General features: G+C 38.3%; 26 protein-coding genes and 1 pseudogene. 6 read left to right on the forward strand and 21 right to left on the reverse strand.

Going from position 1 to position 22,433, the window contains the following annotated elements:
- Positions 1 to 18: 18 nt before the first annotated feature.
- Positions 19 to 558: pseudogene (locus H9648_RS04825) on the forward strand (HAD-IIIA family hydrolase); the annotation flags it as partial.
- Between the two features lie 38 nt (positions 559 to 596).
- On the opposite strand, the gene H9648_RS04830 reads toward H9648_RS04825, so the two are convergent.
- The 6 genes from H9648_RS04830 to H9648_RS04855 all read right to left on the reverse strand — a co-directional run bounded on the left by H9648_RS04830 (position 597) and on the right by H9648_RS04855 (position 3,419).
- The gene (locus H9648_RS04830; RefSeq protein ID WP_191752786.1) at positions 597 to 827 is read right to left on the reverse strand and encodes a DUF3953 domain-containing protein; all 231 of its coding nucleotides are present in this window, start codon (positions 825 to 827) and stop codon (positions 597 to 599) included.
- A gap of 18 nt (positions 828 to 845) precedes the next feature.
- A complete protein-coding gene (locus H9648_RS04835; RefSeq protein ID WP_404825646.1) occupies positions 846 to 1,754 on the reverse strand; it encodes a YitT family protein in 909 nt (302 codons plus the stop codon).
- 22 nt (positions 1,755 to 1,776) lie between these two features.
- The gene (locus H9648_RS04840) at positions 1,777 to 2,337 is read right to left on the reverse strand and encodes a tyrosine-type recombinase/integrase (RefSeq protein WP_191752787.1); all 561 of its coding nucleotides are present in this window, start codon (positions 2,335 to 2,337) and stop codon (positions 1,777 to 1,779) included.
- A gap of 145 nt (positions 2,338 to 2,482) precedes the next feature.
- Positions 2,483 to 2,911, reverse strand: a complete 429-nt coding sequence (locus tag H9648_RS04845; protein ID WP_191753216.1) for a Nif3-like dinuclear metal center hexameric protein — start codon at positions 2,909 to 2,911, stop codon at positions 2,483 to 2,485.
- Positions 2,907 to 3,083, reverse strand: a complete 177-nt coding sequence (locus H9648_RS04850) for a hypothetical protein (RefSeq protein ID WP_191752788.1) — start codon at positions 3,081 to 3,083, stop codon at positions 2,907 to 2,909. The genes H9648_RS04845 and H9648_RS04850 overlap by 5 nt, the downstream gene beginning before the upstream one ends.
- A gap of 99 nt (positions 3,084 to 3,182) precedes the next feature.
- Positions 3,183 to 3,419 carry a glycine--tRNA ligase gene (locus H9648_RS04855; protein WP_137790051.1) on the reverse strand — a complete coding sequence of 79 codons (237 nt, stop codon included), beginning with the start codon at positions 3,417 to 3,419 and terminating at the stop codon, positions 3,183 to 3,185.
- A 225-nt stretch (positions 3,420 to 3,644) separates the two neighbouring features.
- On the opposite strand from H9648_RS04855, the gene H9648_RS04860 reads away from it, so the two are divergent.
- On the forward strand, positions 3,645 to 3,998 hold the full coding sequence (locus H9648_RS04860; protein ID WP_191752789.1) for a DUF2512 family protein: 354 nt from the start codon (positions 3,645 to 3,647) through the stop codon (positions 3,996 to 3,998).
- Positions 3,999 to 4,047: 49 nt separating this feature from the next.
- On the opposite strand, the gene H9648_RS04865 is transcribed toward H9648_RS04860, so the two are convergent.
- Positions 4,048 to 4,596 (reverse strand): class I SAM-dependent methyltransferase, encoded by a 549-nt coding sequence (locus H9648_RS04865; RefSeq protein ID WP_318243485.1) that lies wholly within the window; start codon positions 4,594 to 4,596, stop codon positions 4,048 to 4,050.
- Between the two features lie 298 nt (positions 4,597 to 4,894).
- Between H9648_RS04865 and H9648_RS04870 the strand changes: the two genes are divergently transcribed.
- Entirely contained in the window at positions 4,895 to 6,301 is a 1,407-nt protein-coding gene (locus tag H9648_RS04870; RefSeq protein ID WP_191752790.1) for an alanine/glycine:cation symporter family protein, read from the forward strand.
- 131 nt (positions 6,302 to 6,432) lie between these two features.
- Here H9648_RS04870 and H9648_RS04875 read toward each other — a convergent pair whose 3' ends face one another.
- Entirely contained in the window at positions 6,433 to 6,597 is a 165-nt protein-coding gene (locus tag H9648_RS04875) for a Fur-regulated basic protein FbpA (protein WP_260858642.1), read from the reverse strand.
- 253 nt (positions 6,598 to 6,850) lie between these two features.
- Between H9648_RS04875 and H9648_RS04880 the strand changes: the two genes are divergently transcribed.
- Positions 6,851 to 8,335, forward strand: a complete 1,485-nt coding sequence (locus tag H9648_RS04880) for a potassium/proton antiporter (protein WP_191752791.1) — start codon at positions 6,851 to 6,853, stop codon at positions 8,333 to 8,335.
- Between the two features lie 34 nt (positions 8,336 to 8,369).
- On the opposite strand, the gene H9648_RS04885 is transcribed toward H9648_RS04880, so the two are convergent.
- From H9648_RS04885 to H9648_RS04925, 9 genes are all read right to left on the reverse strand, one after another.
- Positions 8,370 to 9,167 carry a mechanosensitive ion channel family protein gene (locus H9648_RS04885; protein WP_191753218.1) on the reverse strand — a complete coding sequence of 266 codons (798 nt, stop codon included), beginning with the start codon at positions 9,165 to 9,167 and terminating at the stop codon, positions 8,370 to 8,372.
- 128 nt (positions 9,168 to 9,295) lie between these two features.
- Positions 9,296 to 10,282, reverse strand: a complete 987-nt coding sequence (gene bioB, locus H9648_RS04890) for a biotin synthase BioB (RefSeq protein ID WP_191752792.1) — start codon at positions 10,280 to 10,282, stop codon at positions 9,296 to 9,298.
- Positions 10,283 to 10,297: 15 nt separating this feature from the next.
- Positions 10,298 to 10,900: a biotin transporter BioY gene (locus tag H9648_RS04895; RefSeq protein ID WP_191752793.1), complete on the reverse strand. Its 603-nt coding sequence runs from the start codon at positions 10,898 to 10,900 to the stop codon at positions 10,298 to 10,300.
- Positions 10,901 to 11,070: 170 nt separating this feature from the next.
- Complete coding sequence (locus tag H9648_RS04900; RefSeq protein ID WP_191752794.1) at positions 11,071 to 11,895, reverse strand: carbohydrate ABC transporter permease; 825 nt, start codon at positions 11,893 to 11,895, stop codon at positions 11,071 to 11,073.
- Positions 11,896 to 11,907: 12 nt separating this feature from the next.
- Entirely contained in the window at positions 11,908 to 12,798 is an 891-nt protein-coding gene (locus tag H9648_RS04905; protein WP_144703621.1) for a carbohydrate ABC transporter permease, read from the reverse strand.
- A 31-nt stretch (positions 12,799 to 12,829) separates the two neighbouring features.
- Positions 12,830 to 14,092 (reverse strand): ABC transporter substrate-binding protein, encoded by a 1,263-nt coding sequence (locus tag H9648_RS04910; RefSeq protein WP_191752795.1) that lies wholly within the window; start codon positions 14,090 to 14,092, stop codon positions 12,830 to 12,832.
- Positions 14,093 to 14,133: 41 nt separating this feature from the next.
- Positions 14,134 to 16,227 (reverse strand): amylo-alpha-1,6-glucosidase, encoded by a 2,094-nt coding sequence (locus H9648_RS04915; protein WP_191752796.1) that lies wholly within the window; start codon positions 16,225 to 16,227, stop codon positions 14,134 to 14,136.
- A gap of 73 nt (positions 16,228 to 16,300) precedes the next feature.
- Positions 16,301 to 17,317 (reverse strand): LacI family DNA-binding transcriptional regulator, encoded by a 1,017-nt coding sequence (locus H9648_RS04920; RefSeq protein ID WP_191752797.1) that lies wholly within the window; start codon positions 17,315 to 17,317, stop codon positions 16,301 to 16,303.
- Positions 17,318 to 17,458: 141 nt separating this feature from the next.
- Positions 17,459 to 17,797: a LapA family protein gene (locus H9648_RS04925; RefSeq protein WP_191752798.1), complete on the reverse strand. Its 339-nt coding sequence runs from the start codon at positions 17,795 to 17,797 to the stop codon at positions 17,459 to 17,461.
- A gap of 126 nt (positions 17,798 to 17,923) precedes the next feature.
- Here H9648_RS04925 and H9648_RS04930 point away from each other — a divergent pair, with 126 nt between their 5' ends.
- A complete protein-coding gene (locus tag H9648_RS04930) occupies positions 17,924 to 18,598 on the forward strand; it encodes a haloacid dehalogenase type II (RefSeq protein WP_191752799.1) in 675 nt (224 codons plus the stop codon).
- 219 nt (positions 18,599 to 18,817) lie between these two features.
- Here H9648_RS04930 and H9648_RS04935 read toward each other — a convergent pair whose 3' ends face one another.
- Positions 18,818 to 19,384 (reverse strand): hypothetical protein, encoded by a 567-nt coding sequence (locus H9648_RS04935; RefSeq protein ID WP_191752800.1) that lies wholly within the window; start codon positions 19,382 to 19,384, stop codon positions 18,818 to 18,820.
- Complete coding sequence (locus H9648_RS04940) at positions 19,377 to 20,009, reverse strand: hypothetical protein (protein WP_191752801.1); 633 nt, start codon at positions 20,007 to 20,009, stop codon at positions 19,377 to 19,379. Before H9648_RS04940 ends, H9648_RS04935 begins: the two co-directional genes overlap by 8 nt.
- An 89-nt stretch (positions 20,010 to 20,098) precedes the next feature.
- Here H9648_RS04940 and H9648_RS04945 point away from each other — a divergent pair, with 89 nt between their 5' ends.
- Positions 20,099 to 20,524: a hypothetical protein gene (locus tag H9648_RS04945; protein ID WP_191752802.1), complete on the forward strand. Its 426-nt coding sequence runs from the start codon at positions 20,099 to 20,101 to the stop codon at positions 20,522 to 20,524.
- Between the two features lie 86 nt (positions 20,525 to 20,610).
- Here H9648_RS04945 and H9648_RS04950 read toward each other — a convergent pair whose 3' ends face one another.
- Positions 20,611 to 21,528, reverse strand: a complete 918-nt coding sequence (locus H9648_RS04950; protein WP_191752803.1) for a CobW family GTP-binding protein — start codon at positions 21,526 to 21,528, stop codon at positions 20,611 to 20,613.
- 73 nt (positions 21,529 to 21,601) lie between these two features.
- Positions 21,602 to 22,180, reverse strand: coding sequence for a thioredoxin family protein (locus H9648_RS04955; RefSeq protein WP_225218740.1), 579 nt, complete (start codon positions 22,178 to 22,180; stop codon positions 21,602 to 21,604).
- Positions 22,181 to 22,433 lie beyond the last annotated feature (253 nt).

Below are 22,433 nucleotides of genomic sequence, written 5' to 3' on the forward strand. Positions count from 1 at the left end.
GCTGCTGTTGATGAAAGAAACTATCAAGCTGTTTTTTTAGATCGTGACGGCACGATCGGTGGTTCAGACGAGATAGAGTACCCAGGGAATTTTAAACTCTTTCATTATACGGAAGAAGTCATTCAAACATTTAAATCCAGAAATATTCCTGTTTTTTCATTCACGAATCAGCCTGGAATCAGTCGTGGTGCTGCAGCCGAAACAGACTTTCACACTGAATTAAATGCGTTTGGATTTGATGATGTGTATCTATGTCCGCACCACCATTCAGAAGGTTGCGAATGCAGAAAACCTTCTACTGGTATGTTAAAAAAGGCAGCAAGTGATCATCATCTGGATCTGTCAAGGTGTGCCGTGTTTGGTGACCGATGGACAGACATTGCAGCTGCCAAAACTGCTGGATGCATCGCCATATTAGTTCTAACCGGTTCTGGCAAAGCATCATGGGATCAAAATCATACCTCTTCTATTATTCAACCAGATCATGTCTCTGCAACGTTAAAAGAAGGAATGACATGGCTGTTTGAGCATACGCATACAACCCAACATGTGCAATAAGTAAAAAAACGCCTCGAAAAAATCTAGGCGTTTTACTTTTAAATGAGAAAGGATTGTACAGAAACATAAAAGTTTACAGCAAATGCAAAAAAACAGAGATAGCTGATCCACTTTTTCTTTTTTTGTCGTTCTTCAAACCCCATAACAAGTAATAAAAAAGCTAATCCAAGAGAAGTAAAAGGTGCAATGTCAGGATTATCTGTAATTATGCTATATAACGCAAGTAATAAAACGACTGCAGAAAAAACAATTTTCAACTTACGAAACATAGAAACCCCTCCTCTACTTTAATGAATTCCTTTTTTCTTAAACCTTCCGCCTTTTACTTCAGCAATATCAGCAATCGCTAAAAAGGCACTCGTATCAAATTCATCGACAATATCTTTGAGCTTTGCCTCTTCTAAACGTGTGATCACACAGAAAACGACACCTTTTTCGTCACCCGTATACGCGCCCTCTCCTTTTAGATATGTAACGCCACGTCCTAAACGATGAAGAATGGCATCCCCAATTTCTTTATGGTTATCACTGATGATCCAAGCAGACTTCGATTCCTCAAGTCCTGTAATTGTTAAATCAATCGTTTTAAATGCGATAAAATATGCGATTAAAGAGTACATCGCTCTATCCCAAGTGAAAACAAAACCTGCCGCACCGAGAATAAAGATATTAAAGAACATAATAATTTCACCAACAGAAAAAGGCAGTTTGTTATTTGAGAGTATAGCTAAGATTTCTGTCCCGTCTAATGACCCACCACTTCGAATGACCATTCCGATTCCGACACCGATAAAGATGCCCCCAAAAACTGTGGCTAATAATAAATCGTCTGTAAACGGTGGAACGGGATGCAATAATGTTGTTGCGATCGAAAGAACGATGATTCCGTATAATGTTGAAAAAGCAAATGTTTTTCCGATCTGCTTATAACCAACAAAAATAAATGGTAAGTTCAATGCGAATAGAAAGAGTCCTAATTTCAATCCTGTTATGTGAGATAGCATGATCGAGATACCTGCAATCCCACCATCAATAACATTGTTTGGCACTAAGAATATTTCAAGTCCGACTGCCATCAATATGGCTCCGAAAGTAATTAGGATGGCCCTTGTAGCGAGTTTTCCTTTCGTTAACTTTTTGTGCTGTTTTTTTATTTGTTCCATGGCTTGCGTATTTGTAATCGCCTCTCCTGTCATAAGTGTACCTCCACGCTTTCCCTTATAATCTTACGTCAATCTGTGTTTTAATAGGATCTTCCCTAGAGATCCCTAGATATTTAAGTGTTTCAGAAGGACTTGAATGGTTGAAATGTCTTTGTAATAGAGATATGGCTACTCCCCTTTTATAGGCATGGTAGCCGAATGTTTTTCGCAGCGAGTTTGTACCAATCTTACCTTTGATCCCTGCATGTTCTGCAGCTTGATGAATGACACGATATGCTTGCTGTCGAGTAATCGGCAACTTAGTTTTCCTGGATAGAAATAAAAAATCTTCTCGCTTTAGTTCTGCACATTCAACATACTGAACAATGATCTTCTTCACTGTTTCGTTTAAGAAAACTTCTTTGTTTCCCTCTTTATTAGGAACAGAATAAAAATCTTGAACGATTAAATCTTCCGATAGTAAATCTTTTACTTGCATGCAGAGCAATTCAGTAATTTTCAAACCCGTGTTGATTCCTAAAACAAATAGAACATAATCACGCACGGAGTTTTTCTTTAAATAACGTTTAATCGCATTGATCTCTTTAATATCTCTTAAAGCTTCAACATATTCCATCTGAATATCCACCTTATATGATGTTACTTAATACTATTATACCAAAGGGTTATGTAACATTAGAAAAGATATGCTCACTTTTTTGCTTTTATTAATCTTTACTTTTCCTAAAAGAAAAAACCCTCTAAAAATTAGAAGGTTTGACTCAATACGATTCTATATGTTCTTCCTGTATTTGAACCATTTTTACATCTGGATAGATTTCCTTCATTCGAATCACCAAGTTTTCTAATCCAAAAATTTCAGTAAATGTATGACTTCCCACAAACAAGTGAATGCCTGCAAATTTTGAATACTGCACGGAATACAATGTTTGTTCTCCCGTAATGTATGCATCGCAATCTTGATTCTTTGCATATTGAATAAGTGCTGTATGATTTCCTGCACCTGTAAGGATTCCTACCTTGTTGATTGGACGATCATGATTTTCCCATGCTTTTACTGGTTCTCCCAACACATGTTCAAGTCTCTCTTTAAGTTCCATAAATGAACGTGGCTCATGATAGAGGCCGATACCTGGAAACTCTTGATTATCCTTAAATGTGGAAAAGGTCGTAATTTCATCGACTTTAATTTGTTCGAATAAAGCTGTACTCGGTCTCTGGCGTTAAGTTTGTAGCATAAGCGATCACGTTGATCTCTTTCTCAACTTTATGCGTAAAACCATATTCTCCCTCGTTTTCAAACTCCTTAAGCCATACTCCAAATAGTTGGGTGATCAAATTTTCAAAATCATTCATTTTCATAAAGATATCTCCATTTCTTGTTTCACCCATTATTACATGTTTTTCCATATAGAGCTATAAGAAAGACCAAGTACTTAATACTTGGTCGATGGTTAGTATTTATTCCGTTTCATCCTCTAATGAATTCTCGAGGTGCTTCATTAGATCATAATAGTCATCTGGCCTTTGGAACTGATCAACAGACCAATGCTGTTTGATCCATTGAGCAACTTCACTCGCACTGTTGAACACTTCACCTGTTGTATCACTGTCACGCACTGTAAAGACCATATTGTCATAATCAACGGTAACATCACATGGAAACTTTCCGTCCTTCTTATAGAGTGAATATTCCACTTCTCATAGCCTCCTTGTTCATTACTTTCTTACAGAAGTAATACCCACTCTCTTGATGTTTTATGACACTTTCATTTAGAAGTTTTTAAAATAGGTATAAAACAACGCTACAACGTTCATTCTGATAAAGGATTGTTATTAAAGTTTTTGTTTAAGATTGTGCTGTTGAAGTATAGAAGATGATTAAATCACTCTTAAACATATTTAGGACAGGAGTAAAGAAACATGCAAAGTTTGATGATAAAAATTTTAGGTATTCCACTCGCACTTGTTTTAGCAAACTTTTTATTTAGAAGCGTGGATTTCGAGTTCGTTCAACCTTATATTTGGATTACCGTCATACTAGCTCCTTTAGGTGTATTGCTGGAGTATATCATGGTTCCTCGAATTTCCTATGGCAAACAACTAACTGTTGATTTTGCTGTAAGCTTTGTACTCGTCTATCTACTAGGGCTTGTATTGCCTGGGGTAACTATCTCATTATGGGGTTCGTTTCTTGTGGCTATCTTGATAACCTGTATGGAAGCAATGGTTCATAAGCATTTGATTTCAGATCACATGGATCACTCATATCGCTAAAAAAAAGTGATTCGTTCTTATTGAAACGAATCACTTTTATTGTTCTCATCTATTTTTCACAAGTATATACGAATGCAGGAGGGAAATTTTTCGGGACAAATGCAATTTCGACAGTACGAAAAAAATCTTGAAACGTTTTTTTCATCTGAGTAGAATATTGAAAAGCTACGAATACTCCACCTGGCCGAAGCGACCGATATACTTCCTCGACAATCTCTCTTTGCAAGTCACGAGTAAAATTTGCAAAAGGCAGCCCTGAGAAAATTGCATCTAAAGTTTCTTCCTCTTTTTCTATGCTAGTTAGGATGTAACGAGCATCTTCACAGACCGTATTTCTAGAAAACTGAAGTTTAAGTTTTTTTCTCATCTCTTCATCTTTTTCAAAGATATAAAGCTCTGAACCAGGCTTTAAATTTCGAATGATCTCTTTTGTGATTACACCTGTACCTGCTCCTAATTCAGCAGCGATGTCTATATGATCCCAGCAAAGGGGAGCCGTCATTTTCTTTGCTAAGCTAAGAGAGCTTGGAAAAAGACTCCCAACTTGTTTTGGTGATTGTAAAAACTTTTGTATAAATAAAGGGGTTCCGCCATCCACCCTCAACACCTACTTTAATTCCGATTATTACAATCGATTTTATCTAGTATATTCAGATGCTAAAAGTTGGTGAGAAAATAGAGAACCGTGAAATCTTTTTCCATTTTTTTCTGTTTGTACATACATCGTTCAGGGAATATTTAAGTGGAGTAAAATATCCCGAGACTCAAAGGCATTCATCATCTATCTTTTATGAAAATGTTAGTGGAAAAAATTATAATTGATTAATATGTAAGCTTTTGTTACATTAAAAAAAGTGTACAGCTGAGATAAACAAAAGATTAAATGAGGTGTATGTATGGATTGGATCAACAATTTCATAGGAAGTGTTAACACATATTTATGGTCGTATATCCTAATTGTTATGTTGATTGGGTTAGGACTTTATTTTACGGTTCGAACAAAGTTTGTTCAGTTCCGCATGTTTGGCGAGATGATTCGGCTTTTGGGTGAAGGGGCAAAAGCTGATAAAAAAGGCGTCTCTTCGTTTCAGGCTTTCTGTATCAGTACCGCTTCTCGCGTAGGTACAGGTAATTTGGCGGGGGTAGCACTTGCTATTACAGCTGGTGGCCCTGGTGCTGTATTCTGGATGTGGCTGATCGCATTAATCGGTTCTGCATCTGCATTCGTAGAAAGTACGTTAGCTCAGATCTACAAAGTTCGAGATGGGGTCGCATTCCGCGGTGGACCTGCATATTACATGGAAAAAGCATTGAATGCTCGTTGGATGGGTGTTATTTTTGCCATTTTAATTTCAATCACGTTCGGACTTGCCTTTAACTCTGTTCAATCGAATACGATTGCAAGTGCGTTTGGACAATCTTTTGATATAAAACCTGTTTATGTAAGTATTTTCTTAGCCATTGTAACTGCAATTATCATTTTTGGTGGCATTAAACGGATAGCTAGAGTATCAGAAATCATCGTTCCAATTATGGCTGGACTTTATATCCTTATAGCTCTGTTTGTAATGGTTACAAATCTTACAGAACTTCCTGCCGTTTTCAGCATGATCTTCGAAGGTGCTTTTGGAGTAGAAGAAGTAGCTGGTGGAGCATTGGGTGCAGCGATGATGAACGGAATCAAACGTGGTCTATTCTCTAACGAAGCCGGTATGGGTAGTGCACCAAACGCAGCTGCTACAGCAGATGTGAGCCACCCCGTTAAGCAAGGATTGATCCAATCTTTAGGTGTTTTTGTAGACACCCTTTTGATCTGTTCTTCTACCGCCTTTATTATTCTATTATCAGGCATGTATGATTCTAAAGAAGCGGATGGAATTATTTTAACTCAGGAAGCTTTAAACACATTGCTTGGATCATGGGGAGGCCCATTCCTAGCGATCATCGTATTGTTGTTCGCATTTAGTTCAGTAGTAGGGAATTATTATTATGGTGAGTCTAATATTGAGTTCATCAGTACGAACAAAACGTGGTTGTTGATCTACCGAATAGCTGTTGTAGCAATGGTTGGATACGGTGCAATAGCATCTCTTGATTTTGTTTGGAGTTTAGCAGACATGTTCATGGGACTTATGGCGATCATCAACTTAATCGCTATTTCATTGCTTGGAAAAATTGCTTTTGACGCTCTCGGAGACTATCTGAAACAAAAGAAAGAAGGAAAAGATCCCGTTTTCCGACCGTCTAGTATCGGACTAAAAAACACAGTTGCTTGGGATGAAGATGTTTCAACAGAGAAATAAATAATACGAAAGAAAGAAGACTTCCTGAGTGAAGTCTTCTTTCATTTATGTTAGTTTATTATGGATGGAACAAATTAAAAAAACTGGCATAGAGAGCCAGTTTTATATTACCATTTATCACTCAACCTATTTTAAGTTGCTTTTTCCTCTGCAGGCGGAGAAAGTAAATTCTTTAATTGTTGTTCAAGATCCTGCAAAGAAAGCTCGTATAAATGACGTCCATCTGCTGTCTTATAGATATTATGTAACAATAGATCAGCAATTAAATTTTCTCTTTTTTGATGGTCCGCTGACACGTTCAATCCCTCCTGTAAATCTCTTCAACATTTTACTTACCCTGAAATGATGGAGAAAAAACTTCCATTAATAGTTTATGTAAAAAAATGACGAAGGTGATGTTATTTTATAACCATTATCTTCCGTCAAGGTTACCCGCTTTTGGTTAAATTGTCAATTGTTTCAAGACAATAATTGTCGTTGATACTGTAAAAGATTCGGTTAAAAATTGTATCTCATCATACATAGATAGATAGATAAAGGAGAGGTGTTATGTTTGAAGGTGGTTTAAACGTAGATTATTTTATACTATTACTTGCCATTCTACTCTTACTAGGCGTCGTTACTACGAAGTTCTCTTCACGCTTTGGTGTACCTGCACTTGTACTTTTTATTGGAATCGGAATGCTTTTAGGAAGTGATGGACTTAATTTTATTTATTTTGATGATCCGCACGTAAGTCAGCTAGTCGGAGTAATTGCTCTTATTATCATTTTATTTGAAGGTGGACTACAGACAAAATGGACGAGCGTAAAACCCGTTCTATCCACTTCACTGTCGCTCGCGACGTTTGGAGTATTCCTTACAACAGCCGTTGTCGCTGTATCCGTTAAGTTGTTATTGGATGTTAATTGGCTAGAAGCATTTCTGTTCGGTTCGATCGTTGGGTCTACGGATGCTGCTGCAGTATTCTCCGTTTTAGCCGGAAAAAATGTGAAAGAGAAGCTTTCTTCAACGCTTGAAGCAGAATCTGGTTCCAATGATCCGATGGCTGTATTTTTAACGATCACATTTATTGAGTTGCTCACAAGAGACTCAACTTCCATTACAGGACTAATTCTTTCATTCTTTTGGCAGATGGGGATGGGAGCTGTTTTTGGCTATTTCTTTGGTAAGCTTGCCGTTTATGCCATTAACCGTATACGACTTGAATCAAGTGGACTCTATCCCGTATTCGCTCTTTCTTTTGCTATCTTAACCTATGGGATTACGATGCTAGCTGGAGCGAGTGGACTGCTTGCTGTATATGTTGCAGCTGTGTTTATGGGGAATAGTCACCTTACATACAGAAACTCAATCGTACGATTTAACGAAGGGTTCGCTTGGATGATGCAGATTTTAATGTTTGCGATCTTAGGTTTACTTGTTTTTCCGAGTGAGCTGTTTCATATCGATATTATGCTGAAAGGCTTGATGATCTCTTTCGTGCTCATAGTTATCGCACGTCCAATAGGTGTTTTCCTAAGTATGCCAACTTCTGCTTTCTCAATAAACGAAAAATTATTTATATCGTGGTCTGGTCTTCGTGGCGCAGTTCCTATTGTTCTCGCTACATTTCCACTCATTGAAGGGGTTGAGAACAGCCAGTTGTTCTTTAATCTCGTTTTCTTCGTTGTTCTTACATCCGCTCTCATACAAGGATCAACCATTCCTTGGGTAGCTCAGAAATTAAAGTTAACGGAAAAAGAAAAACCTACATCTCCACATGTTTTAGAACTTGTTTCAATCGGTAAAGCCAACGCCGAAATCGTTGAATTCTTTGTACCCGAACATGCAAAGATCATCGGACAGACACTTGAGGAAATTTCCTTACCAAAAGAATCAACTGTAAGTGCAATGATCCGTGGCGATGAATTAATCACACCAACAGGAAGAACAGAGATTCACGCTCACGATATTCTTTACATTATGGCTCATAAAACAAAACTAAAGAGTGTAACCGATTATCTATCGGATCAGAATATTGAAAAGAACTAAAGAAAAAAGCCGGGAAGCAATTCCCCGGCTTTTCTTATGCACCTTTTTCTACATTTACTTGATGAGGGTATGGAATCTCGATGCCATTAGCATCCAAAGCTTCTTTTAAACCTTTACGCAACTCTCTTTCAACCGCCCACTGTTCTCCGTTAATCGTCTTAGAAATAATACGAATTACCACATCAGACGACCCTAACATTTGAACACCCAACACATTGGGACCTTCAATAATGCTCGGGTTCTTTTCTTTTACTTTGTCACAAGCATCCTGTAGTATGACGAGAGCCTTGTCTATATTTTCTTCATAGGCAATGCCTATATCAACAAGTGCACGCATATTACCCCGTGTATGGTTCGCAATCGTACTGATTTCACGGTTCGGCATATAGTTCAATGTGCCATCAAATGCTCGTATGTGAGTCGTTCTCAAACCTACTTCTTCAACAATTCCATCGACCCCGCCAATCGTAACATAGTCTCCGACCTCCATCTGCTTTTCAAGAAGGATGAAGAAACCTGTTACTACATCACTTACGAGTCCCTGCGCTCCAAAACCTATAGCTAATCCGACTACCCCTGCCCCTGCTATAAGAGTACCAATTTCAAGTCCGAACTGCTTGAATAAGATACCAGCAAAAACAAAGATCAATACGTATGAAAACAGGTTGACTACAAGCTTTTGCAGCGTAATAATTCTTCCAGAAGACATCTTTCTATGTGTTGCTGCTTTATCAAACATTCGATTGATCACACGTCTACCGATTGAACGGATCACCAAGAACATGACGATGATCAATAGAAACTTCGCTGCCCATAAACCAGTCGCTAGCATAATCTCAGCCCAGTTTATTTTTTCCAGCCACTTTTGCCATTTTTCCAAAAAAACCACTCCCACGATGTACAATAGAATACTCCTTATTGTACAAAGCTTCGAGTGGCTTTTCAATCATTTACAAAAAACTATGGTGCCATAACAGGCGTACGATCAATCTTGAAGCCCATATCTTCTAACATCTTATGATCTGCCGTTGACTCTTGTCCTCTCGTCGTAAGATAGTCACCTACGAATATGGAGTTCGCGGCGTACAGACCGAGTGGCTGAAGACTTCTTAAATTCACCTCACGTCCACCTGATATTCTAATCTCCTTCGTCGGATTGATATAACGAAATAATGCAAGTATTTTCAAACAGTAGCGTGGATCTAGCTCATCTGTCCCTTCTAACGGTGTACCATCGATCGCGTGCAAGAAGTTGACTGGAATAGAATCTGCGTCAAGTATATTAAGACTTCTTGCCATATCTATGACATCTTGTTTCGTCTCTCGCATACCTACAATAACTCCTGAACAAGGAGAGATGCCGCTTTCCTTAACGATGTTTACCGTATTCACTCGATCATCGTATGAATGAGATGTTGTAATATTTTCGTGATTTCGAGCGGAAGTGTTGAGATTATGATTATATCGGTCGACACCCGCTTCTTTTAAACGTTCTGCTTGTTCTGGCTTTAATATACCTAGACAGGCACAAACTTTTAAGCCATATGTATCTTTGATCTCTTTTACAGCTTCAACAACTTTATCCACATCACGATTAGTAGGTCCACGCCCACTTGCAACGATGCAATACGTTCCAACGTTTAAGTTATACGCGGTCTCTGCACCTTTTACCATCTCTTTACTATCCATCATTCGATAAGTCTCGATGGGTGCAGTCGATACGATAGATTGTGAGCAATATCCGCAGTTCTCTGGGCATGCGCCTGACTTTGTATTAATAATCATGTTGAGTTTTACGAGATTACCATAATAATGCTTTCTGATTTGATAAGCCCCGTGCAGCAATAATAGCAGATCCTCATCAGGACAATTTAAGATATCAAGAGCTTCTTCATTCGTAATTTCTTCTCCACTCAATACTTTTTTTGCAAGAGTATTCCAGATCATCACAACAACACTCCTTTATGATGCATGTTTTGTCCGTTGAGGAATTGATTTTTTACGAGCAAAATTAATTCTCGGAGCTAACATACCTGCACAAATCGCTAGAATAATATCTTTAGGCAGCGGGACCATCATCCATGCCCATGCCATCGAGTACGTGAAACCTTCTGGTGCATCTGCCCACATTTTATACGCCATGAACATTAGGTTTGTCCCTACAATATAGTTAACCGCTGTTCCAACAAGGGTTGCTACAATGTATGAAGCTTTTCCACCATTCTTTTCAATGATTAATCCCGTTAGATAAGCAACCAAAATATACGATAATAAAAACCCAAAGGTCGGGCTGATCACTGTTGCAAAGCCACCTTTAAATTGAGCGAACACTGGTGCTCCGACTAATCCGACTAGTACGTATACACTCATCGAGATTGCTCCTAATCTGCTTCCTAACAATGCTCCTGCTAGAATACAGAAAAAGGTCTGCAGCGTAATTGGCACCCCACCAACCACCATGAATGGAAACATGGTTGTGATGTTTGCACCTATCGCCATTAGCGCTACAAACATACCGACTAGCGTAATATCAATCGTTTTCAAACCATTTCTTTGTGCTGTCATCTTCATAAACCTCCATATAGTAGTTCTGTATACGCTTTTAGAATAGCGAAGGTTCGTAAATACGTCAACTTAAAATAAATTATAGTTAACATATATAATATAAGTAAACCATTCTATAAGCTAGAATGGTTTACTTAGTTTTTCATCAAGCCAGTTTTAATTCTAGATTCTTATTTATCTCCCGTAAACTTGATTCCTTTTACAAAATATCGGTTAAAGAATGCGTATAGAACGATAATCGGTAATGTAAAGACCATCGAGGCGGCCATAATATAGTTCCAAAACGAGATAAACTGGCCTTTGAACGAGTTCAACCCTAGTGGCAGAGTGAACATGTCTTGATCAGATAAAATGATGAGAGGTCTCATGAAATCGTTCCAGAACGCCATGAATACGAATATTGTCTGAGCTGCAAGTGCCGGTTTAGCAAGAGGCAAAACGATACGGAAAAATGTACCGAAGCGTCCAAGTCCATCGATTGCAGCTGCTTCTTCCACTTCTTTCGGAAAATTGATAAAAAACTGTCTCATCATAAAGATGAAAGTCGCGTTCACTGCTCCTGGAATGATCATCCCTTGATAAGAATTCAGCCATCCAAGTTCCTTCAGTATTAAGAAGTTAGGAATGAGCGTTACTTGGAAAGGAATCATCAATACGGCCAAGATCATTAAGAAAATACTCTTCTTTCCTGGAAAGCTTAGTCTTGCGAGCGCATATCCAGCCATAGAGTTGAACAATAAGTTTAATAGCGTTCCTACTGTTGCAATAAACAAACTATTAAACAACCATCTTCCGAAAAGTGGCTCTCTCGTAAAGATCTGCTTATAGTTATCAAGTGTAAAGTCTTTTGGAATAAAATTAATCGATCCGCTTACGATCTCACCTAGTGTTTTAAAGGAAGAAGACAGTGCCCACAAAAACGGAATGACGGTGATGATGGCGTAAACGACAAGGATTACATACAAAGCTCTTGTTCCAGCCGTACGTTTTTTCATGGTATCTCCTCCTTAGTATAGTGATTCTTCTTTGGAAAATTTGCGTTGTAAAAGGGTTGCCACTAAGATGATGATGGCAAGCATGAAAGCAATAGCTGTAGCATATCCCATCGTTCCTAGTGTCTTAAATGCATATTGATAGATTAAAAGAACGACCGTTAGAGTGGAGTTATTCGGTCCGCCCGATCCTCCAGAGAAAATATAAGATTGATCGAAAAGCTGAAATGTCCCGATCAGACCCATGATTACTACAAAGGATGTTACCGGTCTTAAGTTTGGAACCGTAATGTGCCAAAATTTTTGAATCGGACCTGCTCCGTCGAGTTCAGCTGCTTCATAATGACTATCTGGAATATCTTGAAGAGCTGCTAGATAGATAACCATGAAAAACGGTGCTGTTGCCCAAATATTCATGATCATGATTGCGATAAGAGCTACGTCTGGGTCACCAATCCAGTTATACGTTGGCAGATTTAAGAACTTTAATACATAATTGATTAATCCGTTCTGGTTATACATCCACATAAAAATAAGTGTTAACACAGCGGATGACGTCAAAGTAGGCAAGAAGTAAACGATGCGAAAGAACTTCTGTCCTTTGAGCCCTGCATTCAGTGATGCTGCTAATACTAGAGCCAGGAACGTCTGGGTTGGTACTACGATCGCCACATAGATCGCCGTGTTCTTCAGTGCAATAATAGCTCGATCGTCAAATGTGACTTTCATAAAGTTATCGAGCCCTCTAAACTCATAGGTCGCACCGCCGATCAGTTCTACTTTGTGAAAGGAAAGAAACACAGCGTAAAGGATCGGTGCGATTACAAACACGCCTAACACGAGGAGCGCAGGCAACAGGAATAGATACCCTTGTCCCGCTTCTCTTCTATCTTTTTTTGATAACATCTTCACATGGTTCACCTCGATTCAAAAGTCTTTATTCTGTTACTTTTATCTCCCTGTTCGCCTGCCTCTCTGCATCTTTTAATGCTTCTTTTAAAGGACGGTCACCTAAATAAGCACTCAGGAATTGGTTGTTGAAATTGTTCATCACTATCGGCAATGTTGGACCATCCTGCCATACCGTTGCATATTCTGCGCCGCTCACAAGAGGTCCGCGAAGTTCATCTTGATCAAAACCTAGTTCAGCAGCTACAGACTTTCTTGTCGGAAGAGCAAAGCCTTTGCTCGTCCATTTCTTCATTCCTTCTTTACCCGTGAGATATTCGATCAGTTCCCATGACTCTTTCTTATGCTCTGATTCTGCATTCATCGCGTATCCGACTGCAAAGGACATCGTCCCTTTTTTACCGTTTACTGTCGGCAGTTCTGCTGTTCCATAATCAAGCTCTGGAAACGTGTCTTTTAAAAAAGGAATGTTCCAATTTCCTTCCATTACCATGGCTGCATTCCCCCGCCCGAACATCTCACCAGCGGATTGCCCTGCCCCCACTTCTGAAGGCGTTGCTGCAGTCTTATCTTTTATGTGCATATCAACCACTGGCTGGATCGCATCCACAACTTTATCATCAGCAAAAGTGGCTCGACCATCTGTGATGACCTGTCCACCCTGAGATTCTGCCATATAATACATCCGTTCAATTTGTGGAAGCATACCAAGTCCGTAGACTTGCTTTTCTTGGTCCGTCAGCTTTTTAGCGATGATCTCCATCTCTTCCCACGTTTTTGGAGGTTCTTTTATTCCAGCTTCTTTGAACATTTTTTTGTTATAAAAAAGAGCGAGTGTTGAGTAATCTTTAGGCAAACCGTAAAGCTTCTCACCTTCTTTAAAGGCATCAAGCATCGGTTTTTCGAAATCTGCCAGATCGAAGTCTTTTGTCACATACTTATTTAACGGTTCAACAGCGCCTGTCTCAATGAGAGCAGGAGCTTCAAAAGCATCAAGATAGAATACATCTGCTGCGGTTCCACCGATCAACCGTGTCTTCAGTACATCCATGTATTGATCACTGATCGTATTCAGTTTCACATCAATATGAGGATGTTCTTTTTCAAAATCTGATAGAACTTCGTTTAACAATTTTTTCTCAGTCGGATTCCCCCCCCAACCACTCAGAACAATCTCTGTTTTACCTGATTGAGTTTCTTCTTCTCCATTGTCATTACCACATCCAGTTAACATCGTTGCTAGGATTAGCGAAGATACACCGCATGCGGACAGCCACTTTGTACGTCTCATCTTCTAAAACTCCCTTCTCTACATAAGGTAAACGAACCATTCTATTTTTGAATCACTTCATATCCAGTCGTATTTTCTTTAATCTCTACGGTCGTTTCTTCTTTTTCACGTTGAACATGAACAGAAAGATGTCCTTCTCCAATTTTAATTCGGTCAACTTTTAGTTCTTTCATCTCTTTCAACAGTTGTGGAGAGAGGTAGATGACTTTGTTTAAACTATCAGGAAATAATCCAAGAATGGTTTGGATGAAGACTAATGGTGTCCCTGCAGCCCAAGCTTGAGGGGAACATGCTACTGGGTATTTCACTGCTCTTCCTGCTTTAGAACCATATCCACAGAAAAGCTCAGGCAGTCTGTCATATTCAAAATGACTAGCCGCAGCTATCAATCCAGAGATCACCGTGTTTGCATCACTCTGGTGTTCTACTTTACTCATGCCAAGCAGGATCATACTGTTATCATGCGGCCATATGCTACCATCGTGATAACTCATGGGATTATACCCCGCTTCTCCTTCTGCCATCGTGCGAATACCATAACCTGAGAAAAATTGTGGGGACACAAGTTTTTTAATCACCTTACTTGCTTTATGATCATCCAGCATCTCTGCAAAAAGAACATGACCAGGATTGGTCGTTAAAGTCCCTACCTGCTGCTTATCCTTATCCAATGCAATGGCATGAAACTCCTGATCTTCCATCCAAAACTTTTCGTCATACCGTTTCTTTAGCTTTTCTGCATCAAGACGAAGTTTAGTAGCTTCATCTACTCTACCAAGTACATCAAAAATAGCTGCAATACCGATTTTGGCTTGATAGACATATCCTTGAACCTCAGATAGAGCGATCGGTGTTTCTGCGTAATCTCCGTTTCGATGTACGATCGAATCACCAGAATCCTTCCAGCCCTGGTTCGCGATCCCTTTACTAGATTCCTGATGATATTCTACGAATCCATCACCATCACGATCACCATATTCATCGATCCAGTTTAGTGCTGCATCTACATTAGACTTCAGCTGTTCTGCCAACGATAAGTCACCTGTCCATTTTGTATATTCTGATAAAAGGACTAAAAACAGAGGTGTTGCATCGATCGTTCCGTAATAAGGTGTAAAAGGTACTTGGTTTGTAGAAGCAAGTTCTCCGTATCGAATCTCGTGCATGATCTTGCCAGGTTGTTCATCACGCCAAGGATCTACTTTCGTACCTTGTTGAGAAGCCATGGTAAATAAAGTACCTTTTGCTATTTTAGGATTAAAAGCAAGCATCTGAAGCGCAGCGATCAAACTGTCTCTTCCGAAAGGAACACCAAACCAAGGTAACCCTGCTACTGGGAACGCTCCATGTCCAATGTCCGTTAACAAAACGCGTAGATCCATAATGCCTCTGTCGACAAGTCTTTGAAGTGGTTTGTAGTCTGTTTGTACTTTTGTTGTATCTCTTTCCCAATCTGTATAAGAAGTCTTTAGAAGTTGAAGCGCTTTCTCGGGATCCATGGCTGTTCCTGACTTTCCATTAATTACAGGTGTCACAGAGAATGTTACCCTCTCTGCCTCCCCATGATTCAATTGAAAATCAAACGTGATAGTACCATCTTTATTTACCGACTTTGCTTCTCGATCCCAATGTATCTTTGTAGCCCGTTCAACATCGTCAGCTCCTTTATAGAAGTACTTTAAAGAGTTTTCTGTAACTTCTTCACCTGACCTTGTTCCAATCTCACCATATTGAAAACCTCGAATAATGAACATATCTGTAAAATCAGCGTCAACATGAACACTTATTTCAAAATTGACTGGTTTCGGATAATAGCTTTTCAACTGAAGTGTCTCATATAGTACGCCATCATAAATTAAGCGTTTTCTTTCGATCTCAATAGATTCCCTCCACAGAATGAGTTCTCCGTCCTTCTCCATGTGAGGGTTAGTCAGCAAGATCTTTGCTTCATAATTCTCATCCGCAGATGAAGATAGAAGAATGGGATCTTGACCGTTTATTTTGATATCAAACTTGCTAAGAAACCGGGTATCTTTTGTGTACAATCCGAGTCCATAGTCGTTCTCTTTAGGAATATTCCCTTTGTCATCTGTTAAAAAAAATAGATCGTTTTCTTTTATTACACGATAGTTCATGCTACAAATCCTCCTGATATTGTTAGTATATGTTTTCCCAAAACGTTTTCGGTCATAGTCTAAGTAAAAACCACTATCCGTGGTTTTCGATTGATGATTCTCTTTTTATAAATGTCGTTTGCAGTACTTTATTCTTTTCTACCTCTTTCCCTTCCAACAGATTTGTAAGAAGTTTTGTCGCTTCAAACCCTAATTTATACCGATCTTGTGCAATTGTAGATAATGATGGCGTTGAATAAGCAGATAAGATAATGTTATCAAATCCAACAATAGATAGTTCTTTTGGAAGTGTTTTACCCATCTTTTTCGCTGCTCTTATTGCCCCCATCGCCATAAGGTCACTTGCACAAAACAATGCAGAAATCTCAGGATGTGCTTTTAATAGTTTGGCGGTTTCCCGTTCTGCTGTATCCTCCAAAAAAGCTCCGTTTACTACATAACTTTCGTTGAAAGGAATATTTTTTTTCATCAAAGCCGCTTGGTAGCCAGCTAACCGTTCTCTGCTGACAAAAGCTTGACTATGCCCATTAATCATCGCAATATGTTTATGACCTAAATTCAGGAGATGTTCTACCGCGGTTTGTGCACCGTCTTTATTGTTGGTTGTTACATAACCAACCGAATCACTTTCAATCGGAATATCAATAAGAATACAAGGAATATCACTTTTTAATACTTCGTCTAAGTACGGATCATCCGTTTTAATACCTTGTAGGATCACACCTTCTACTTTTCTTTCTTTACATAACTGGTTATACGTTTTTTCCTGCTGTTTTTTAGAATCTGTACTGATCAAGACGAGTTCATATCCTAGTTCACCAGCACAGTCATTTACACCGCAGAGTACTTCAAAGGTAAAATTATCTTTACTTCCTTCAATTCGAAGTCCAGATACGAGCAATCCAATGGTTTTTGTTTTTTTCATTACGAGACTTCGTGCTAATAAACTAGGACTATAATTAAGTTCTTGAGCGATCATCTTTATTTTTTCTCTTGTTTTTTCATTTACATCAGAGTAGCCGTTCAGCGCTCTGGAAACCGTTGTTACAGATACTCCTGCTTTTTTTGCAACATCTCTTATGGTAGCCATATTTTATCCTCCAAAACGTTTTGGAACTGATTAGTAGTTATCTTAACGCTTTTTGGTATCGCTTTCAAGTATGAGATTTATAACTATTAAAAAAACCCTGAGTGTAATCCTTCAAGACTACTTTCAGGGTTTCTTATGCATCTACTTGTTTTCTTCTACTTTTTCATGAGGAACTTCTTCTGTAGGAGTTACAGGTTCAGAAGTATGTTCCGCAACCCGTTCTTCTTTCCAAGATTCTTTTTCATTATGAATCTGGTGCAGCTTTTTCACTTGTCGCTGCAGTTGAATCACTTTAATCAATCCGAAGAGTCCTACCGATAAGCCGCCGATTACGGCTGAACCTAAAATGACGAGTACTAATGGCCAGTTGGCAGTTCCAAAGAGGTAGTTGATCTCTACGTCACCGACGTTAATAACGGCGAATGTTGCTATGATCAGTGCGAAGATAAAACCAAATATCAGATACAATTGCATTTTCATTATTATCACCTCATTGTTATCTATTCCCTCAATGAAAGGGAAATTCACCTAAATATATACGAATTTTTTTATGAAAGTTAAGCTGCTTTGATTTCGGGTATCCTTGTATTATGAGGAGGTGCTTCATTGACGATTAAAGCTTATGTTTATGACGCATACGGAACACTTTTTGATGTACATTCCGTTACTGAAAAAGCCGAGTTTCATTTTAAAGGCCATGGTAAAGTCATCAGTGAAGAGTGGCGAAAAAAACAAGTAGAGTACTTCATGATTCACCAGCTAACTGGAACATACATTCCATTTTCCGTAGTCACTTCCAATGCTCTTTTATATACTTTAAAAAAATTATCTCTACAATGCAACGAAGAAGCACTTGTTTCTTTAATGGAGGCTTATCTAGAACTACAAGTCTATGAAGAAGTTCCCGACACTCTTCATAAAATTCAACAAAATAATATTAAGCAGGTTATTTTTTCTAATGGAACTTATAAAATGCTAAAGCCATTAGTTAAAAAAAGAGAGCTAACAGATGTAATAGACCTACTGTCAATTGAGGATGTTCAACAATATAAGCCTGCACCTGCTGCCTATCAGTATGCTCAGGAGACGTTAGCTGTAAACCGGGAAGAAATTTTATTCATGAGTTCTAACTTTTGGGACATCACCGGTGCAGCAGCTTATGGATTTAAGACCGCATGGATCAATCGAGGAAATCAGCCGTTGGATGTTCTAGGTATTACACCTCATTATATATTTTCTTCCCTTCATGATCTATTGAACGAAAAAGAGCTGCACTCATGAGGCAGCTCTTACCTATCTTTCGTATGACTGCTAGAATTAACTACATAATCAGGTATTAACAAAGTACCGATGAAGAATAAACTGCCCCCACCTATGCGAATAAGCCTCTCATGTGCAGTATCTATCATAAAAGAACTTAGCATAATTAGCGCACCTAAAATAACGAAGGTAATCCCCCAATATCGATATTTCAATATAAGCTCTCCTTGTTTAAAAAAATTAATTTAGCCACTTCATGATGAATGACTTGTTTTCTTCCAATTCTTTTTCTTGTTTTTCAGAAGTAGGAATCTGCTCTCTTTGCACATTACGAATCTTCTTTTCAGCTTTAGATTCTGAATAGTTCGTATGAGATACAAACCAACCGGCATCCTCTTTTTTTACAGAAACCCATACATCTTTTTGACATTCTCCACAAGACTTCATTTTGTAATAATGAAGTTTATAGATATATTCCTTTTTATTTATTCGATATTCAAACTGATCTAATTCTTTAAATGAGTAGGTAGGTTGCTCTTCTTTATTCGTTTCAGAGATCATATCTACATACTTCATTTTTTCTGAATCGGAGAGCAATATATATTTCATTGATTCATTATTACTTAATTCAGCCTCTCCCCACTGTCTGGCAATCCCTTGTGTCTCAACACTTGGATCATCAACGTCTACAAAAAGAAAGATAATAGAACTAACGATTAAGAACGCAAATAGCATACATAATGTAAAACTTTGTCTTTTATTTTCTTCTCTTACATTTAATTTAAATTCAACTTTGTCTTCATTCATCTCTTACTCCTGAATTTCTAGTCTCCACACTCACAACTGTTTGCCATGTTTCAGGTCTATGACATTTCATTGCAGGAGTTAAATAGATTTCTTTATAACTTGTTTTCAGTGAAAGACTCTCTTGATCAGCAAAATTCATGATTTCTCTTAAAGTCTCAATCGAGTTTTGATAGTGACCACTATGTAACTTTTGAACACAAGTATTCGACTCATGAGAAACGAGTTGCATGGATGGCAGCTTCTTTCTCAGTCTCTTTTCAACATTGAAACAAGCTTCTTCGAATATTTCTTCGGTTATACAATCGGGTACTTGCATCATTTGAGTTGTGAGGGATCTACTGTCATTCTTCTCATGCCATAAAATCTCATGCGGCATTAGAGTAAATTTATAACTCAACTTATTTTTTGTTAAATGTTTAAGCTGATTTACCACTTTCCATACAACCCATTGCTCATCAACTGGCTCTGGCCTACCTGGCCAATCCATATGATAGGCAGTGTTCATCTCTTGCGTAACATACTTCATAGCTGGTATCACACGAACTTCAACAGGTCCCCGTTTCATTTTATAGATCTCAGAATGAATGTTTCGATGGTCATGAGTCATTAACTTTGTTGTCATCATGATACCTCCTTCATTAAGGATTGGAAAATAATGATAATTAAAGAATAGCATAAAATAAACTAAATTTTCTTTACAAAGGAGAGATTACAGTGAACAAAAAGAGTTTTATAGGATTAGGAATGTTTTTTCTTTTTTTTGTAATTATCTTCATACTTTTAACTACTTACTCGTTAGCTTTGACACCGAAAAAACACATTGAAAGGATAGAAAAATACGGCTGGAAAACAGACTTTTACTTTCCACGCAAACAAGAATTTGTGATTCTTACTCACTCTGAGTCGCGGCATACATACCAACTTGCCGATGTTACTCTTCATGGTTTAGAAAAGGGCACTCTTGAACAATATATTTATCGGCTAAAAGGGAACTGTGGGAACCATCACCTTGAAGCTGTCCTATTAACGCATGAAGAGAATATAATTGATAGCTTCATTCAACTGTCTGAAAGCAATCCTGGTATTGTTAAGATGATGGACCAACCTGTATTCATGGAACAAATTTGTCAACAGAAGTGAATCAAAATCTGCCTTACTTTAGTCATCATAAAAGATTTTCAAAAACAAAAAAACACTTGCAACCCAGAAGTCACAAGTGTTTTTCTTTATTCACTTTCTACTTCAACTTCACTCAGCCCTCTTGTTAACTGATCCGGATCAAGGTCTTCTCCAATAAAAACAAGTCTTAGTGGCATCTTCATCAATTCTTTTTCGTAAGTAGGCAAGCCATATGAGTACTGAAAAAGATAAATTTGATTTTCAAACTGAATATACCCTTTGATTCTGTAGATCGATGAGGGTACATTTCGCAGCCAGTTTTCAAACAACTCTTTATTAACAGGTCTTTTGAACGAATATATAAAAGTTTTAACCTTTAATTTATCTGCGGAAACAGACTGATGATCTGATCGCTTTTTTACGGAAAGTGAAAAAAGTTGAGACAGATCTACCTTCGCAAAATCTGTTAACACAAATGGAGTGTCTTCATTTAACCTTGATGTGTCACTCGTAAGCAGCGTTTTCTCTTTCTCCGTCAAACCGCTTGTTTTGTTCCACACGATATAATCTGCGTGCTTAACCTGCTCAAGCATGAGCATTCTAGCCTGAACATTCATACTCTCTCGGTCCAGCCATCTAGGTGCGTCCATGATTGAAATGATACCTGATACATGTAAGTCGTCGATTAGATAAGGTGACAAACAGGCATCAAGTACATCAATCGGATGAGCGACACCAGTTGCTTCAATAATTAACGTATCAAGCTCATTCTCTTTACATAGTCCCCAAAGCTGTTTTTCAAGTTGATCCGATAAAGAGCAGCAAATACAGCCGTTGAGAAGCTCTTTAAGCGGAACATCTTCTGGAACAGAATCAGAATCGATTGAAACTTTCCCAATCTCATTCATTAATACAGCTGTTTTATGCTTATGTTCTTTTTCATATGACAGCAGCTGTTTGAGCAACGTCGTTTTTCCGCTTCCTAAAAATCCAGCTAGAATAATAACATTCGCTTTCTTTTTCATCGTACACCTCGAACTTCATTTCTATAGATTTCATCAATTTCTCTATTTTAACACAAACAAAAAAACAGCCGTTTTACAGGCTGTTAACATTTAGTTTAGCTAATAATTTTTTTATAATATCAAGGCTTACTTCTTCCCAAAGAGCATGGTCAGTCGTAAACAAACTAGAGATTCGATCAGCAAATAGCTTGAAGGCTTTTTCGTAACGTGGATCTTCTTTTGAAGGTATCTTCTTTTTGCGCTCTTCAACAATTTGCTGCAATTTCGGAGCACGCGGCCCCCACTTTACAATTTCTTTTCCCTTCTCATCTATAAAGATGATGACAGGAATCGATTTTGCTTTTGCTGTTAAGTATCGATCCATTAATTCCGGATGCTGGTCACGTAAGATAAAGCGGATATCAATAAGTGCTTCATCTGCCATGCGCATAAAAACAGGAAGATTCAACATCGCATCACCACACCAATCTTCGGTGATCACGATCGCTCTCAACCGGTTTTGTTGGAGGCCTTGCAACGCATCTTTCATAGGTTCAGGTAGCACGAATGAATTATATATCGTCAGCAAATTTTCCTTGTGTGTTTTCATTGAATGGATATATGCATAGCGCGTCATGCCTTTATCAAACCATGTATTGAGGTCAGTCATCATCCTGTGTTCCTCCCTGTTTATCTTGTATTCTTATTTTAACCAAACAAGGGGGAGTTATGGCAACGAAAACGCCTTATATTTATTTTTTTAGTTCTTTTAACCTGCTCTGAGCTTTTTCTGGAGTTGGGAAACAGCGAATAAAAGCAGGTATCTCTCATTCGGCGTTAACCGGAGCCAGTCCTTCGCTTTGTACTTCATACTGATTTCCACCTTTCACTAACATTTATCATACCGTAACTATCTAATACCTCTT

This window comes from Fictibacillus norfolkensis, assembly GCF_014836645.1.
GTDB lineage: Bacteria > Bacillota > Bacilli > Bacillales > Fictibacillaceae > Fictibacillus > Fictibacillus norfolkensis.

Excerpts from the sequence above, each read along its gene's own strand:
- H9648_RS04915 (WP_191752796.1), bottom strand. The coding sequence starts at position 16,227 with ATGAACTATCGTGTAATAAAAGAAAACGATCTATTTTTTTTAACAGAT.
- H9648_RS04885 (WP_191753218.1), bottom strand. The coding sequence starts at position 9,167 with ATGCTAGCGACTGGTTTATGGGCAGCGAAGTTTCTATTGATCATCGTC.
- H9648_RS04850 (WP_191752788.1), bottom strand. The coding sequence starts at position 3,083 with ATGAAAATGAATGATTTTGAAAATTTGATCACCCAACTATTTGGAGTA.
- bioB (WP_191752792.1), bottom strand. The coding sequence starts at position 10,282 with ATGATCTGGAATACTCTTGCAAAAAAAGTATTGAGTGGAGAAGAAATT.
- H9648_RS04920 (WP_191752797.1), bottom strand. The coding sequence starts at position 17,317 with ATGGCTACCATAAGAGATGTTGCAAAAAAAGCAGGAGTATCTGTAACA.
- H9648_RS04870 (WP_191752790.1), top strand. The coding sequence starts at position 4,895 with ATGGATTGGATCAACAATTTCATAGGAAGTGTTAACACATATTTATGG.
- H9648_RS04880 (WP_191752791.1), top strand. The coding sequence starts at position 6,851 with ATGTTTGAAGGTGGTTTAAACGTAGATTATTTTATACTATTACTTGCC.
- H9648_RS04925 (WP_191752798.1), bottom strand. The coding sequence starts at position 17,797 with ATGAAAATGCAATTGTATCTGATATTTGGTTTTATCTTCGCACTGATC.
- H9648_RS04840 (WP_191752787.1), bottom strand. The coding sequence starts at position 2,337 with ATGGAATATGTTGAAGCTTTAAGAGATATTAAAGAGATCAATGCGATT.
- H9648_RS04940 (WP_191752801.1), bottom strand. The coding sequence starts at position 20,009 with ATGATGACAACAAAGTTAATGACTCATGACCATCGAAACATTCATTCT.
- H9648_RS04860 (WP_191752789.1), top strand. The coding sequence starts at position 3,645 with ATGCAAAGTTTGATGATAAAAATTTTAGGTATTCCACTCGCACTTGTT.
- H9648_RS04895 (WP_191752793.1), bottom strand. The coding sequence starts at position 10,900 with ATGACAGCACAAAGAAATGGTTTGAAAACGATTGATATTACGCTAGTC.
- H9648_RS04950 (WP_191752803.1), bottom strand. The coding sequence starts at position 21,528 with ATGAAAAAGAAAGCGAATGTTATTATTCTAGCTGGATTTTTAGGAAGC.
- H9648_RS04955 (WP_225218740.1), bottom strand. The coding sequence starts at position 22,180 with ATGATGACTGACCTCAATACATGGTTTGATAAAGGCATGACGCGCTAT.
- H9648_RS04835 (WP_404825646.1), bottom strand. The coding sequence starts at position 1,754 with ATGACAGGAGAGGCGATTACAAATACGCAAGCCATGGAACAAATAAAA.
- H9648_RS04900 (WP_191752794.1), bottom strand. The coding sequence starts at position 11,895 with ATGAAAAAACGTACGGCTGGAACAAGAGCTTTGTATGTAATCCTTGTC.
- H9648_RS04910 (WP_191752795.1), bottom strand. The coding sequence starts at position 14,092 with ATGAGACGTACAAAGTGGCTGTCCGCATGCGGTGTATCTTCGCTAATC.
- H9648_RS04905 (WP_144703621.1), bottom strand. The coding sequence starts at position 12,798 with ATGTTATCAAAAAAAGATAGAAGAGAAGCGGGACAAGGGTATCTATTC.
- H9648_RS04830 (WP_191752786.1), bottom strand. The coding sequence starts at position 827 with ATGTTTCGTAAGTTGAAAATTGTTTTTTCTGCAGTCGTTTTATTACTT.
- H9648_RS04935 (WP_191752800.1), bottom strand. The coding sequence starts at position 19,384 with ATGAATGAAGACAAAGTTGAATTTAAATTAAATGTAAGAGAAGAAAAT.